Source organism: Labrenzia sp. OB1, assembly GCF_001624695.1.
Lineage (GTDB): Bacteria > Pseudomonadota > Alphaproteobacteria > Rhizobiales > Stappiaceae > Roseibium.
The window spans coordinates 99,880-115,390 of record NZ_JSEP01000016.1 but is presented as its reverse complement, the minus strand read 5'-3'; the positions used below and the strand labels follow the sequence as shown (position 1 = coordinate 115,390).

Below are 15,511 nucleotides of genomic sequence, written 5' to 3'. Positions count from 1 at the left end.
GGATAAACCGGGCAAGTGCTTCAATGGTTCAAGCAGACTGCCTGACAGAAAAAGGAGAGGGCCATGCGCCACGGTAAATCCGGCCGCAAGCTCAACCGGACATCCAGCCACCGCAAGGCTATGTTCGCTAATATGGCAGCGTCGCTGATCAAGCACGAACAGATCGTCACGACCTTGCCGAAGGCCAAGGAAATGAAGCCGATCATCGACAAGCTCATCACCCTGGGCAAGCGCGGTGGACTTCATGCACGCCGCCAGGCCATTTCGCAGATTCGCGATACGGCAATGGTTGCCAAGCTGTTCGAAACGCTCGGTGAGCGTTACAAGGACCGCAACGGCGGTTATTCCCGCGTTCTGAAGGCAGGTTTTCGCTACGGCGACAATGCGCCGCTGGCTGTGATCGAATTGGTTGACCGGGATCCGGAAGCGCGCGGCGCTGAAGACCGTGCCCGCGTCGAGGCAGCAGAAGCAGCGGAAAACGCAGCGTAAAAAAGCGTTTTCAGCGTGATTTTAAAGGCGGGCCATCGGTCCGCCTTTTTTCATTTTTACGCAATGCGATAACCCGAGAATACGTTTTTTCCCCTAGCAGTTTTTACCATTATCAATGATTTAAGAAGTCGCCCTTAACGTCCCGCTCAGTGCCTTAATATGGTTTTGACTAGGCTGGGGAGATACACTGTGATTGGCAAGAAACATTCAGGCGCAAAGAGGAACTTTTTATCTCTGCGTCTTTCCTTTGTCATTCCTGCTTTGATGATCGTTGTCACCGTTGCGGCTTGTGCTGCAGTTGGCGTGATCGGTTATATAACTGGCCGGGACGGTTTGCAGAAAGCCGCTGAAGCGGAACTTGGAATGGTGATTACGGCAAGGTCCGCCCTGCTGGAGTCCAAGTTGCATTCTGTTCAGGCAGAGATTGTCAATCTCGCTTCGAGCGTCGCGGATCCCCTGAGCAATCTGGGCAATGCCGCCATGAATCTTTCGAAGGAAAAGGGTGAGATCCTCAGCCTGTTTCATGAGCCGCAGACAGCCGGTGAGCGTGCTGCCATTACCGGTAAAGAGCAGAAGACCATGTACGCCTGGCGCCACTCAGAGGCGCACCCGGCATTTTACAATGTCTGGAAGAACGGCGGTTACTCGGACATCTATCTCATCGATTCCGACGGCCTTATCCTTTATTCAGTGACCAAGGGCGGCGAGTTTCTCGAGAAACTCGGTGACGGAGGCCTTGCCGACGGCTCTGGCCTTGAGGCTGTCTTCACTTCCGCCAGGGATCTGGGCGAAGGCGAGATTGCAACGAGCATGTTCGAATCCTACGGTCCTGCCGGTGGAGAAAGCTCCCTGTTTCTGGCGTCTCCCGTCTTCATGAATTCCTTTGGGTCAATCAGCCTGACCGGTGTGGTTGCCATGCGGATCGATTCTTCCTTCCTCAACAAAATAGTCGCCAACAGGGATGACCTTGGTGAAACCGGTCAGGTCTATGTTGTCGATCAGGACGGTACGCTGCTCAGCGACATGCCGCTGGCCGGTGACCGTACGGCTCTTGTCGTACAGTCCACCGCGGAGCCTGCGTTGGCTGCTGCGGCGGGTGCTGAAACTGCCGGCGTGGTTACCGGAGCCGACGGTGTGGCTGACCTGATGGTTGCCCGTCCTTTGCCTTTCCAGGGACAGAATTGGGCGATTGTCGCTGAAAAGAGCGTTGAGGAAACGCTCTCGGCAGTTAGCAATATGCGCGATCAGATGTTCATGTGGTCGCTGGTAACGGTCGCTGTCGCTGCTGTAATCGCGATTTTCTTCTCCCGGTCCATCACTCGCCCGCTCACCACCCTGGTCGGGGCGCTGAATGCAATTGCATCCGGCGATCTGGAAGCTGAAATCTCCGCTGCGAACCGCAAGGACGAAATCGGTGACATCGGTCGCGCTGTGGTGCAGATACGCCAGAACGCGGCGGAGGAAAACGAGCGCCGGGCGGCGGAAGAAGCCGATACCGCCCAACGGCAGGCCGCGCAGCGTCACGAGATGTTGTCGAGCCTTGCCGGAGACTTCGAAGCGACCGTTGGAACGGTGGTCGACAAGGTTGCCCGTTCGGCGAGCAAGCTGCGTGAATCGGCAACCAACATGCGCAGCATGACCGACAGTGCCGGAGAGACGTCCGCCAGCGCGGCGGAGATGTCGCAAAACACGCTGTCGGAGGTGGAATCCATCGCTGCCGCGTCCGACCAGCTGTCGAGCTCGATCCAGGAAATCTCGACACTGATCGAGCGATCTTCGAGTGTCGCCGCCGCAGCGACCAAGCGGGCGGAGACAACCAACGATACGGTGAAGTCGCTTGCGGAAGCCGCGAACCGGATTGGCGAGGTCATCACCCTGATCAGCGACATTGCCGACCAGACCAACCTTCTTGCCCTGAACGCCACCATCGAGGCGGCGCGTGCGGGCGAGGCGGGCCGGGGCTTTGCGGTTGTGGCGTCCGAGGTCAAGGATCTTGCATCCCAGACCGGCAAGGCGACCGGAGAGATCCAGCAGCAGATCGACGCGATCCGCGGTGCAACCGACGATGCCGTCGATGCGATCGGCGATATCCAGAAGACCATCGACGAGATCACCAAGTCGGTGAGCGAAGTTGCAGCGGCTGTCACCGAACAGAGCTACGCGACGCAAGGTATCGCGGAGAACACCCAGCGGGCTGCCGGCGGAACCTCCAAGGTCACCGAGGATATCCGCAATGTGTCCGCGCTTTCCAATGACACCAACATGGCCGCGCAGAACTTCTCCGAGGAAGCCGCGGATATGGCGATGGAGGCCGAACAGCTTGACAAGGAAGTGCGCAGCTTCCTGGATCAGGTTCGCTCCGCCTGACACCGAACAGATGCCGAATGAAAAGAGCCGCCGGATTTCCGGCGGCTCTTTGCTTTTGTATTTGCCTCTTTTCCTCCCTATCTGCCATGTATCGCAAGAGACTTGATAGATTCGAAGGTAATACCGAGGAGCATTGATTATGATCCATCTGACCGTTTTGGAGGGGGGCCGGCAAGGAGCACGTCGCGGCGCGATGCAGGGTATCGGACAAGACGTGGGACGCCGTCCCAAAACCCTCCAAGAACGGCCTCCGGTTGGTCACAATAAATGCTCATTGGTATTGAGGGCTCGGCAATGCGCTTGACGAAATCTGGTTACACCCGGCGTATGCTCAGGGTGGTTCTGGCGGGGGGGCTCGCTCTCTGGCCAGCTGCTGCAATCACGCAGACCGCGCAACCGTCACCGGCCGATCTGCGGCTCGTCCCGCAAAACGGCGCGCAGATCAAACTGTCGTTCGCGCCGATCGTCAAAGAGGTCGCCCCGGCAGTCGTCAATGTCTATGCCAGCCGCAAGGTCGTGCAGCGCAGGCAGGTCTCGCCTTTCTTCGACGATCCCTTTTTTCGACGGTTTTTCGGCCAACCGGGCGGCGGCTTCGACCGGCCGCGCGAGAGGGTGGAATCCTCCCTCGGATCGGGGGTGATCATTTCCGCCGATGGAACGGTGATCACCAACCATCATGTCATCAAGGATGCGGATGAAGTGCGGGTGGCGCTGAGCGACCGGCGTGAGTTCGATGCCGATATCGTATTGATGGACGAACGCACCGATCTGGCGGTGCTGAAAATCCGCGAGGAAGGTCCTTTCGAACATGTGGCGTTCGCCGATTCCGACAGTCTGGAGGTCGGCGATATCGTTCTGGCCATCGGCAATCCCTTCGGTGTCGGGCAAACCGTGACGCAGGGCATCGTCTCCGCAACGGCGCGCACCCAGGTAGGTGTGACGGATTTCCAGTTCTTCATTCAGACGGATGCCGCGATCAATCCCGGCAATTCCGGTGGTGCGCTGGTGGACATGACCGGCCGGCTTGTGGGCATCAATACCGCGATTTTCTCGCGCTCGGGCGGCTCAAACGGCATCGGCTTCGCCATTCCGGCGCATATGGCGCGGTTTGTGGCACGCGCGGCGGATCAGGGCGGAAAGGTTCTGCGGCCCTGGCTCGGGGCGACCGTCCAGATCGTCAATGCGGAGATCGCCGAGGCCCTTTCGCTGGACAGGCCCAGAGGCGTTCTGGTGACGGCGGTCTTTCCGGGCTCACCGGCGCGAGCGGCCGGCCTCAAGGTCAGCGATCTGGTGATTGCGGTCGACGGCAAGGAAGTGGTCGATCCGAATTCCTTCGGCTATCGCTTCGCAACCAAGATGATCGGCGAAACGTCGGACTTCCTGATTTTGCGCGACAACAGGGAGGTTACACTCTCCATTTCCCTGCGGCCCGCACCGGAGGAACCCGCGCGCGATACCCGCGAATTGATCGAATATTCCCCGTTCGAGGGAACGACGGTGATGAACCTGTCGCCGGCGGTCGCCGAGGAAATCGGACTGCAGGGCGCCACCTTCGAAGGGGTGGTCATCGCGGAGGTCAACCGGGGCAGCACCGCCGATCGGGTCGGACTGCGGCCCGGCGATATTGTCCGCGGTGTGAACCGGCAGGAAATTGAAACGACGCGTATGCTTGAAGCCATCACGAAAGCCCCGCCGCGCGTGTGGCAGCTTGACATCGAGCGCGACGGCAAGGTTTCGCAGCTCACCTTGCGCGGATAGGAGAGCAGGTTGAGCGATCTTTTCGAAGCCTCCGGTCTTCAGCAGACGGGTCCGAGACCGCTCGCAGACAGGATGCGTCCAACGAGACTTGCCGATGTGGTCGGCCAGGATCATCTCCTCGGTCCGGAGGGAACGCTCTCGCGGATGCTGAAGACCCGGACGCTGGGGTCGTTGATCTTCTGGGGGCCGCCGGGGACGGGAAAGACCACCATCGCCCGGCTGCTCGCGAACGAGACCGATCTGGCCTTCGAGCAGACCTCGGCGATCTTTTCCGGTGTGGCCGATCTGAAGAAGGTCTTCGAGGCAGCCCGTGTGCGGCGTATGGGCGGACGGGCCACGCTGCTGTTCGTCGACGAGATTCATAGGTTCAACCGTGCCCAGCAGGACAGTTTCCTGCCGGTGATGGAAGACGGCACGATCACTCTTGTCGGCGCGACGACGGAAAATCCGTCCTTTGAACTGAACGCCGCTCTGCTCTCGCGTTCCCATGTGATGACCTTCCATTCGCTTTCCCTGGAGGCAATCGACAGTCTGCTGAACCGGGCGGAAGAGACCGAGGAAAAACAATTGCCGCTGGATGGGGATGCCAGGCAAGTGCTGATCCGCATGGCGGACGGTGACGGCCGCTCCGCACTGACACTGGTGGAAGATGTCTGGCGGGCGGCGGCGGAAGACGAGGTCTTCGATGCGGACCGCCTGCAGGAGATCGTGCAGCGGCGGGCGCCGATTTACGACAAGAGCGCGGACGGGCACTACAATCTCATTTCCGCCCTGCACAAGTCCGTGCGTGGCTCGGACCCGGATGCAGCCCTTTACTGGTTCTGCCGCATGCTGGACGGGGGCGAGGACCCGATGTATCTGGCCCGCCGTCTTATCCGCATGGCTGTGGAGGATATCGGCCTGGCGGATCCGAACGCGCTTGTTCAGGCGAACGCCGCCCGGGACGCCTATCAGATGCTGGGGTCGCCGGAGGGCGAGCTGGCTCTTGCGCAATCGGTAGTCTACCTCGCGACCGCGCCCAAATCCAATGGCGCTTATGTGGCCTACAAGGCGGCCATGCGCGATGCGAAGACCAGCGGCTCTCTGCTGCCGCCAAAGCATATCCTCAACGCCCCCACAAAGCTCATGAAGCAGGAAGGGTATGGCGATGGCTATCAATACGACCACGACGCGCCGGAAGGCTTCTCCGGGCAGGATTATTTTCCCGAGAAACTGGGGCGCCAGACCTATTACGATCCCCCGCAACGCGGTTTCGAGCGGGAATTGCGCAAGCGGTTGGACTATTGGGACAAGTTGCGCAAGGACCGCGGCTGACGTTCGGCATCAAGCAGTCTGAGGCATGCGTCAGGTCCGGGTGCTGTCCAGACGGTCCAGCGCGTTCCTGAGCGATACGGCGAGCTGTTCGCGTTCCTGTGAAGTCACGGTGCCGGGAAGGTGGAGAGCAAGCTGGTTCAGCTGCCGCGAAACCACCGCCAGGTCCAGATCCGGACCTTCAGCGGTATCCGTCCGCAAGCCGATGACTTCATAGGTCGCGACCGGATATGCGATGCCCTTCACGGTTACTTCGCCGGTGTCGATGCACTGTATCTCGTCCTTCACCTGGGAAAAGGTTTCGAAGGAAATCAGGATCGATCCGGGTGCTGCCAGGCTCTCCAAGCGGGATGCCGTGTTCACGCCGCGTCCGATGATCGTGTAGTCCAGCCGGTCGTTGCTGCCGAAATTGCCGACAGTGCAATAGTCGGTGTGAATGCCCATGCGGCATTTCAGCGGCTTGGAAATGCCGGCTTCGCGCCAGACATCCTGCAACTCCGCCATCCGGTCCTGCATTTCAATCGCCATCCGGACGCAGGCCATGGCATCCTCCATGACGCCCTGGGTTTCCGGATCGCCGAAGAAGATCAGGATGGCGTCGCCGACATATTTGTCGATAGTGGCGCCATATTTGAGGGCGATTTTCGACATTTCGGTGAGATACTGGTTGAGTATGAACGTCAGTTCTTCCGACTCAAGCCGTTCCGCGGTTTCCGTGAACCCGGCGATATCGGAAAAGAAGACCGTCAGCTTCTTGCGAGCCGAGGTGATCTTGACTTCCTGACGGCCCTCGAAAATCGACTTGTAGACCTGTGGCGACAGGTATTTTGCCAGCTGCTTTGACAGGTCTTCCATGCGGGTCGACTGGTCGGCCAACTGGTCTTCAACGGCTTCGCCGTGTTCAATGGTCGCTTCATACAGAAGGCGCAGGTCTTCCAGCTCGGAATGCAGATATTTGTTTTCTTCCTGCAGCGCGCGCAACGTCTGCTCCGGGTCAGCGGCGCCGTCTGAAGGAGGCACTTTCGTTTCGTTTTTCAAGTTCTTTGCCATTTCAATTCGCAGTACCGAAGTCGCGGCGCGTTCCGTATGCGGATATGTCTCAGGAATCGCCCTTGGTTGTGGATGGTATCTTACCGGAATATTCTCAGGTCATGAGGGAAAAATGCATCCTCAAGCGATCCTTGCAAGGCTGTATCGTGTGGCAAATGCCGGGCGTCATTTCAGTGCCGAAATCGGGTGGCAGGCTATTGGGATGCCATTCCCGGCAGCCTGGCCCTTGTAACTATTTCTTATGCTGCATTGGGCAATATGGAGGGCAATGATCATTTCGGCGGCTTCATGAAGGAAATCGAACTCAGGCTTGGCCTTGTCTTTTACGGAGGGGTTTCGCTCGCCATCTATATGCATGGCGTAAGCCGCGAAATGTTGAACCTGGTTCGCGCCTCCGGGATCCGTCTTGACCGCAAGACCGGTGGAGCGGGGGGCGTGGCGGCCGAGCAGGACCTGCCCCCTGTCCAGAGCGCCTACAAGGAGTTGCTCGATGTCCTTTCGCCGGTTGCGGATATCCGGGTTGTGGTCGATGCGATCGCGGGTGCCTCCGCCGGCGGGGTGAACGGCATCATGCTGGCCAGGGCTCTGGCCCACGATCTCCCTCTCGACAGCCACAGCCGGCTGTGGCTGGAAAACGCCGATGTCACCCGTCTGGCACGGCCGCAGTCGGGGCTTTCGCGCTATCTCAAGATTTCGGTTTCGCCGATGCTGGACCGGTTGGTCTCTTCGCGATTGAAGAAGCAGATCGAAAGCACGGAAACCCGCGACAAGCTGCGCCGTTTCATGCAGGCAAGGTGGTTCTCGCCGCCGTTTTCCGGCGAAAGGTTCATCGGCTGGATGCTGGATGCCTGCAAGCAGATGGAAGAAGCCGCGGAAACGGGCCGGACGCTCATTCCCCGCGGCCAGACGCTGGATCTGTTCGTGACCATCACGGACTACAACGGCATCAAGCGGCGTATTCACCTCGACGATCCGGATTATGTCGAGGAATGGGATCACCGCCGCATCCTGAACTTTCACGCGGTCCACCGTGCTCCCGGGGTCGTCGACAGCCAGTTTGCCGCCGATAACATTCCGGAGCTGGTGTTTGCCGCCCGGGCGACGTCGTCTTTTCCCGGCGCGTTTCCGCCAGCGACGATTGCCGAGATGGAGCGCGCCCTCGCACGACAGGATCTGGCCTGGCCGCATCGCGATACATTTCTGAGGCATGGACTGAACCTGTCACCGAACACCACCGGGAGACATTGCTTTGTCGATGGCAGTGTGGTGATGAACAAGCCTTTCGCTCCTGTCATCAAGGTCATTCAGGACCGGCCGGCGACGAAGGAGGTCGCCCGGCGGCTGATTTATATCGACCCTGCGCCGGTCGAAACGGTGGAGGCCGAAGGGCGGCATGCAGAATTGCCCGGTTTCTTCAGGGTGATACTCGCGTCTCTGGCGCATATCCCGCGCAACGAGCCTATCGGCGACGATCTGAAGGAACTGGAGCAGAACAACCGGCGCAGCCGCTGGCTGGCGCAGCTGATCGATGCGGCGGGGCCGATGGTCGAACAGGCGGTGACGGGCTTGCTGCCGAAACGCAGGACCGTCACGCCGGAAATCCTGGCCAAGTGCCGCAATGAGGCAACCGATGCGGCCTTCCGGCAGGCCGGTTTCGCCTTTCTCAACTATCAGTCGCTCAAGCTGCACGCCCTCGGTGAGCGTCTCGCCGGGCTGATGACCCGGTTGAGCGGCATTACGGACGCCCGTAAGCAGGAAGAGCCCATTCTGGCGCATCTGGCGCGCCATTTCTCCACGCTGACTGTGGAAAGCAAGGATCTGTTGGGGCGCAACGACCCGCATGTCATCGCTATGTTGCGCGGACTGGATGTTGACTATCGCATCCGGCGCCTGCGCTTCGCGATCCGCAAGCTCAACGGATTTTACCATTTCGAACGCGACTCGGAACTTCCGCCGCCGGACACCGATGCGCTCGACCAGATGAAGGGTCTGCTCTACGATCAGATCGATCACTTGAGCTGGCGCTGGACGGAACGGTTTTTCGGCGGCCGGTGCAGGGATCTCTCAAAACAATTTGTGAAGGATCTCGAGGCAGGGTCGATGACCGCAGGCGACCAGGTTGTGCCTTTGCTCAAGAACATATCGGCGATGATGGGGCTGGCTGATCTCGACAGGCTGCAGGACGAGCTATTCGCGAAAACCGCGCGAGGCTTTCTGGACAAGGACCGTCATGCGTCTCTGATGCGGTCCTATATCGGGTTCGGGTTTTATGACCTGATCACATTTCCGGTGCTGCAGCGGAACGATTTTTCGGAGGTGACGGAGATCCTCGTCGACAGGATCAGTCCGAGGGATGCCGACAGCCTGCACACGGACAATTTCGACCTGAAAGGCAAGTCGCTGAATTCCTTCGGCGCGTTCTTCAATCGCGGCTGGCGGGAGCATGATTACCTGTGGGGGAGGCTCAATGCCGCCGACAGGCTGGTCAGCATCATCCTGTCGGCGGCAGGCAAGGGCACTTTGCCGCAGATCCAGGTCAATCAGGCCCGCGCCAGGATTTTTCTGGCGATCCTGGAGGAAGAACGGGACAAACTCATTGAAATACCCGAGGAAATTGCAAGAGTGGACGATCTCGTCCGCTCGGTTTATCCGGACTTTGCCCATGTGGCGGAAGACGTATAGTCTGTCATGTGCCGAAAACCGGCAAGTGTATCCTTGACGCCGCGGCGGCTGGTTCGCTACGCACTCTTATAAGGCATGGGTTTTGTCCCGCGAGCGGAATGTAAGTGTTCATGGAATTTCTGACTGACTACACAGGTATCGGGCCGGGCGCCTTTCTGGCGTTGTTCGCCGGTCTTTATGCTGCAAGCCTCGTCGTGCTGTTCACGACGGGCCTGGCAATGACCGCGCTGAACGAGCGCCATCCGGACCGGAAGATCCAGAAGCGGCAGCCGACTCACGATGCGCTCCGCGATATCCGCTCGTCGATGAAACAGCTCGCCATCACCAGTTGCTGCCTGTCGATCGGTCTTTACGCGCAGATGCGCGGCTGGACGCTTTTTGCACCCGTGGCGCTTTCCTGGTGGTCCGTACCGGTCTTTTTCATAGTCTCCCTGGCGCTGCATGATACCTGGTTCTACTGGGGTCACAGGATACTGCACACAAAACTGTTCTACCGGTTTCACAAGCCGCACCACATGACGATCACACCGACCGTCTGGTCGAACGATGCAGGGTCCAGCGTGGACACGCTGTTCGCCCATTCCTACTATGCTCTGGTGCTCTTCGTGGTGCCGATCCCGCCGCTGGTGTTTCTGGGCCACCGCCTGTTCGATCAGGTTTCGGCTGCCATCGGCCATTGCGGCTATGAGCATTTCGCAAGCCCGAGCGCCCGCAAGCCCTGGCCGCTTCTGTGCACCCTATACCATGACCAGCATCACCAGTATTTCGTCTATAATTACGCCAACTACTTTTCGTTCTGGGACCGGTTCTGCGGCACGATCCATCCGACCTATGACGACAAGGTGGAAGGTTTCGAGGCGCTTTATTCCGGCAAGCAGGATCAGGCGTGATGGAGCTTCTCGTCGATTATCTCGTGATTGTCGCGCTGGTCTACGTAGCCATGGTGGCTGTGTATTTCGCGACCGGCTTTACCGTGATGGCGATCAACGCGCGTCATCCGGAACGCCGCATCCAGAAACATCGCGACGGGCTGAAGCGCCAGGCGGAGGAAATCCGCGCTTCGATGAAGGCGCTCGCGACGTCTTCCGTGCTGTTGTCCAGCGGGTATTTCGCCCAGACGCAGGGCTGGACGCTGTTTGAACCGCTGGCGTTGTCCTGGTGGTCGTTCGCGCTGCTGTTCGCCGTGTGTTTCGTGCTCTTCGATGCCTGGTTCTACTGGGGCCACCGCATTCTGCATCTGCCGGCGCTCTACAGGTTTCACGTGCCCCATCACCGATCCATCGCGCCGACGGTCTGGAGCAATGACAGCTCGACCACGGTCGATACGTTGATCGAGCATTTCTTCTATTTCCTGGTCTGGTTCGTCCTGCCGGTTCCGGCGCTCAGCGTTTTCGCGCTGCGCCTGTTCGACCAGATCTCCGGTATGGTCGGCCATTCGGGCTTTGAATATTTCGCGTCCAGATCCTCGCGGTTCCCATCGCCGCTGATTTGCACGACCTTCCATGATCTGCATCATTCCCAGTTCCACTATAATTACGGAAACTTCTTTTCGTTCTGGGATCGTGTATGCGGTACTGTGCATCCGAAATACGATGTGCTGGTGCGGTCGATGGAAGAGACCGGGGAAATTCCGGAGACGGAAGAAACCAAGGTCAAGGCAACCGGGTAAGCCCGCACGCGTTCACTCGCTGTGTCAGCCAACCTGCAAAACGGACTTGAAGGAAAATCATGCTGGATCAGGCGCTCTCCGTTCTGCTCGAATTTCTGCCGATTTACGCGGCCGTCTACGCAATCAATGTTTTTCTGTATTTCGCGACCGGTTGGGTGCTGATCCAGATACAGAACCGGCATCCGGAGCGGCGGATCCAGCAGAACCGGCGCGGCGAAAAACGCATGTGGAAGGAAATCCGCGCGAGCGTCCTGTCCCTGACGGTGACGGCAGGATGTCTCGCCGGCGGGATCTTCCTGTCGCTGAAGGGCTGGACGCTGGTGTCCGCCCTGGAGCTTTCCTGGTGGTCCGCCATCCTTATGTTCGTGGTCTCCATTGTCGCATTCGACACCTGGTTCTACTGGGGGCACCGTTTCATGCACACCAAGGCAATGTACCGGTTTCATGCCGAGCACCACCGCTCCGTCGCCCCGACGGTCTGGAGCACTTATTCGGACGACCTGGTCGACGCCTTCGTCATGCAAAGCTACTATCTGTGGGCGGTGATCATCCTGCCGATCCCGATTCCGGTTCTGATCGCTCATCGCCTGTGGGACCATTTCAACGGCACCATCGGCCATTCCGGTTTCGAGTTCTGGGCTTCGCCGATGTCGCGCATGCCGTCGCCAATGGTATGCGTGACTTTTCACGATCAGCACCATTCCCGTTTTCGCTACAACTACGCCAATTTCTTTTCCTTCTGGGACCGTGTCTGCGGCACCATCGATCCGAAATATGACGAACAGGTCAAGGTGTTCGAGGAGATGGGGCAAGGCGACAACGGGAAATCCGTGGCACCGGGGGAATAGGGGCTTGATTTGTCATCCCGGCTCGACGCCTGGAAGCAAAACCGGGATACCGTTAAAGGTTCAGGGGCGGGCTGCGGTTTGTATCATCTTCTTCTTGTGATGCTCGGCGGCGGGCTGGGGGCTGGCGGGCGCCATCTGGTGTCGCTCGCGACGCTCAGACTGTTCGGAACGGGATTTCCTGTCGGCACGCTCAGCGTCAATATCATCGGATCGCTGGTGATGGGGCTCTTCATCGGCTGGCTGGTCAGCCATGAGACCGGTGGCTTGCAGTCGCTGCGTTATTTCTTCGCGACCGGTATCCTCGGCGGCTTCACCACTTTCTCGGCCTTTTCCCTCGACACCGCCGTTCTGTGGGAACGCGGCGATACGCATCTGGCGTTGATCTACGTGGTGGCCTCGGTGCTTGTGTCGATCCTCGCCGTATTTGCCGGCCTGATGATCATGCGTCAGGCCGGATCCTAACTTTTCCTTCCATTTGACGGCAATTCCGCCTATACGCTCCGGAACGATTTTTCGCCCGGCGCCTTCAGGCGCGGGGCTGTGGGATGCGCCGGACCTGAATAAGTGTCCAGCTGCCGAATTTGAGAACAACATGTCAGCGATTGAACAGAAACACGTGACCGCCGATGAGGCGGGCATGCGCTTGGACCGTTGGTTCAAAAGCCATTATCCGGGGCTCGGCTTCGGTCACCTGCAGAAGCTGCTGCGGACCGGACAGGTGCGTGTCGATGGCAAGCGCGCCGAATCCAATACGCGTATCGCCAAGGGGCAGATGATCCGCATCCCGCCGCTCGGGGTGGAGCTGCGCGCGGACGACAAGAAGAATGCCAGGCCGAAGTCCACCAAACTGACGTCCGACGACCGCAAGGCTGTCGAGGACATGCTCCTCTTCGAGGACAGCCACGTGATGGTCCTGAACAAGCCGGCAGGTCTTGCCGTGCAGGGCGGGTCCGGTCTCAGCCGCCATCTGGATGGCATGCTCGACGCCTTCACCGACGCCAAGGGCAACAAGCCGCGCCTCGTTCACCGGCTCGATCGCGAGACCTCAGGCATCATCCTGGTCGCCCGAACCCGTCAGGCGGCGCAGGAGCTCACCAAGGCTTTCCGCCACCGCAACACCCGCAAGATCTATTGGGCGATGCTGGCAGGCGTTCCCAAGCCCTTTCAGGGCCGGATTTCAACCTTTCTCGCCCGCAATGACGACGAAGAACGGATGCAGGTGGTCCGGCAGGGCGACGATGAAGCCCAGCACGCCGTCTCACTCTATTCGGTCTTCGAGAAATCCGCCCAGAAACTGTCCTGGGTGACCATGAAGCCGATCACGGGACGGACGCACCAGTTGCGCGCCCACGCGGCCCATATCGGTCATCCGATCATCGGCGACGACAAATACTTCAATATCGAGAACTGGGAGCTTCCGGGGGGCATCCAGAACCGGCTGCATCTGCTCGCACGGCGGATCGTCATTCCGCACCCTTCAGGCCGTGGTACAATCGACGTTTCCGCGCCGCTGCCGCCACATATGCAGCAGACCTGGAACCTGTTGGGGTTCGATGCCAAGGATTACGATCCGGAAGCGGATGACCCGGATGAAACGCTGATCAAGCGATAGGTTTTTCCATTCAGAACAGGGCCCTGCAGCCCAGAACCTGTCATGTTGACTTGTATTCAAGAAACCGCCGGAACGCATATGCAATAAAAGCGCCGTCTCGTGCGTTTTTCCGAATGCATGAATCCGGTTGAACGCGACGCTCTAAAACCCCTGAAACGCGGCGCTCAGAATCACCGATGCGAAGGTGACGGCCACGACACCTGCGACCAGCTTCCAGGCGTCGGAGCGTTTTTTCAGACCGGGCCAGCCGAGCGGCTTGATGACCTGGACGGCGGCAATCAGAAAAAGAAGCACCATCAGAATCTTGGTCAAGGAAAGCTCCGGCTGCGGGGGGAAGGCTGTCCCATGCGGCTTAGCCAATCCTTCGCTCCACTGCAAGCCGGATCAGGTCAGGCGCCGGTGCTCCGCTGAAATTTGGCCATGTACGTCGGAAGCTTTTCCATGGAAGGGACAACGATCATGGTCTTGACCTTGCCGGCCTTGAAGGCCTTCAAAAACTTGTTGTAGTCCTTGAAGGCGACGCAGCCGTGGGAACCGATGGACCGGCGCAACAGCCGGGTGTGCGTCAGCATGCCGTCGCGGCCTTTCATGGCAGCCCGGTCGTGCGGCAGCATGCGGATGGCCTCGACGCCATGGAAACGCCGCTCACGCATGCGCAGCTTGTAAATATTCGGGGGTGTAGGCCCGTAGTTCTTCACATGGGCGTATTTCGGATTGTCCATCTTTTCCCCGATGCCCGAATGGGCTTCGAGTTTGGTGCCGTCCGGCATGTGAACCGTCGCCGCGCTGATGTCATAGACCGCAACCTTGCTGTTCGCACCCGGCAATCCGCCTTTGCCGCCTCCGAACAGCTTGCCGAGGCCGCTGAAGACGCCGTTTTCATCCTCTTCCGGATTTCCGGGCGTCGCGTAGGCCAGAACCGGAGTGGTTTCGGAGGGCTTTTCTCGTCTGGGTTTTGTTGCAACAGGCTTCGAGGCAGATGGCTTCGTGCTGCGAGCAATCCTGGGTTTGGTGCCGGGGAGGCGGGTCGGTATGGCTCCCGGTTTGACCGGACTTGCACGCTCGGCCAAGGCTCCGGAAGCTCGCGGATCGAGCGAGGCCATCTCGATTTCAGAATTTGTCTCCGGCAAGGTTCCGGCTGGCTTGGCGGCCAGGCTCTTCGGCAGCGCTTGCGGCAGGGCCTCCGCAGGCGCTTCGGCGAAGGCGCGTTGCACGGCGACCGGTTTGTCCGCTGCGGGTGTCCTTCCGGCTTTCGCGGCAAGAAGTGTGCGGGTGAGCTGTAGCTTCGCAAGTTTTCCTGCGAGTGCGCTTTTGGCCTTGCGCCGGGCCTCTGCCAGTGCGCCCTCTGCCTTTTGTCCGGCTGCCGTTGCTTCTGTCTCAACGGAATTTGCTGTTGGCGCTGGCTTTGCCGGGAGGAGGGGGCGTGCAACCGCAGCAGGCGGCTTAGCGAGTTTCGCCGTCTTGACCGCCGTTGCCATATTCACCGGGACAGGGGCGGCGGTGGGCAATTCGGTGGTGACATGGGCTAGTGTCAGCGTTTCGGATTTTGACGCCAATGGCGATAAATGCTCGGGTGTCAGGGCAGGGCTGATAAAGACCGCGGACGCGGCGAAGCCGGCAATCAGCAGCGTCGATCCGGCAAGGAGCGCGTAGAATGTTCGCTGTTTCTTCGGGGCTGCCATACGGCTGTCGTTGCCTATCCGTTTGTTTTTCTGCTGCATTCAG

12 protein-coding genes and 1 pseudogene are annotated in these 15,511 nt (G+C 59.4%); 10 read left to right on the top strand and 3 right to left on the bottom strand.

Annotated features, from left to right (window positions below; all coding sequences use genetic code 11):
- The first annotated feature begins 63 nt into the window (after nt 1–63).
- From rplQ to OA90_RS19685, 4 genes are all read left to right on the top strand, one after another.
- Nucleotides 64–489 (top strand): 50S ribosomal protein L17, encoded by a 426-nt coding sequence (gene rplQ, locus OA90_RS19700; RefSeq protein WP_068416126.1) that lies wholly within the window; start codon nt 64–66, stop codon nt 487–489.
- A 363-nt stretch (nt 490–852) separates the two neighbouring features.
- Complete coding sequence (locus tag OA90_RS19695; protein ID WP_208986206.1) at nt 853–2,856, top strand: methyl-accepting chemotaxis protein; 2,004 nt, start codon at nt 853–855, stop codon at nt 2,854–2,856.
- A gap of 267 nt (nt 2,857–3,123) precedes the next feature.
- On the top strand, nt 3,124–4,614 hold the full coding sequence (locus OA90_RS19690) for a DegQ family serine endoprotease (protein WP_244274675.1): 1,491 nt from the start codon (nt 3,124–3,126) through the stop codon (nt 4,612–4,614).
- A 9-nt stretch (nt 4,615–4,623) separates the two neighbouring features.
- Nucleotides 4,624–5,928: a replication-associated recombination protein A gene (locus tag OA90_RS19685; RefSeq protein ID WP_068416121.1), complete on the top strand. Its 1,305-nt coding sequence runs from the start codon at nt 4,624–4,626 to the stop codon at nt 5,926–5,928.
- A 30-nt stretch (nt 5,929–5,958) separates the two neighbouring features.
- On the opposite strand, the pseudogene OA90_RS19680 reads toward OA90_RS19685, so the two are convergent.
- Nucleotides 5,959–6,801, bottom strand: a pseudogene (locus tag OA90_RS19680) (adenylate/guanylate cyclase domain-containing protein); the annotation flags it as partial.
- A 360-nt stretch (nt 6,802–7,161) separates the two neighbouring features.
- Between OA90_RS19680 and OA90_RS19675 the strand changes: the two are divergent.
- The 6 genes from OA90_RS19675 (at nt 7,162) to OA90_RS19650 (ending at nt 13,786) form a co-directional block, all read left to right on the top strand.
- Entirely contained in the window at nt 7,162–9,657 is a 2,496-nt protein-coding gene (locus OA90_RS19675) for a patatin-like protein (RefSeq protein WP_208986205.1), read from the top strand.
- 110 nt (nt 9,658–9,767) lie between these two features.
- Entirely contained in the window at nt 9,768–10,547 is a 780-nt protein-coding gene (locus OA90_RS19670; RefSeq protein WP_068416115.1) for a sterol desaturase family protein, read from the top strand.
- Nucleotides 10,547–11,326 (top strand): sterol desaturase family protein, encoded by a 780-nt coding sequence (locus OA90_RS19665; RefSeq protein ID WP_068416112.1) that lies wholly within the window; start codon nt 10,547–10,549, stop codon nt 11,324–11,326. The genes OA90_RS19670 and OA90_RS19665 overlap by 1 nt, the downstream gene beginning before the upstream one ends.
- Before the next feature lie 59 nt (nt 11,327–11,385).
- A complete protein-coding gene (locus OA90_RS19660; protein ID WP_068416109.1) occupies nt 11,386–12,174 on the top strand; it encodes a sterol desaturase family protein in 789 nt (262 codons plus the stop codon).
- A 78-nt stretch (nt 12,175–12,252) separates the two neighbouring features.
- The gene (crcB, locus tag OA90_RS19655) at nt 12,253–12,636 is read left to right on the top strand and encodes a fluoride efflux transporter CrcB (protein ID WP_068416269.1); all 384 of its coding nucleotides are present in this window, start codon (nt 12,253–12,255) and stop codon (nt 12,634–12,636) included.
- A gap of 130 nt (nt 12,637–12,766) precedes the next feature.
- Nucleotides 12,767–13,786, top strand: a complete 1,020-nt coding sequence (locus tag OA90_RS19650; RefSeq protein WP_068416106.1) for an RluA family pseudouridine synthase — start codon at nt 12,767–12,769, stop codon at nt 13,784–13,786.
- A gap of 141 nt (nt 13,787–13,927) precedes the next feature.
- Here the strand turns inward: OA90_RS19650 and OA90_RS29060 are convergent, their stop codons facing one another.
- Both OA90_RS29060 and OA90_RS19645 read right to left on the bottom strand, forming a co-directional pair.
- A complete protein-coding gene (locus tag OA90_RS29060; protein WP_199823779.1) occupies nt 13,928–14,098 on the bottom strand; it encodes a hypothetical protein in 171 nt (56 codons plus the stop codon).
- Nucleotides 14,099–14,175: 77 nt separating this feature from the next.
- Complete coding sequence (locus tag OA90_RS19645; RefSeq protein WP_082837156.1) at nt 14,176–15,507, bottom strand: DUF2778 domain-containing protein; 1,332 nt, start codon at nt 15,505–15,507, stop codon at nt 14,176–14,178.
- Between the last annotated feature and the right edge of the window lie 4 nt (nt 15,508–15,511).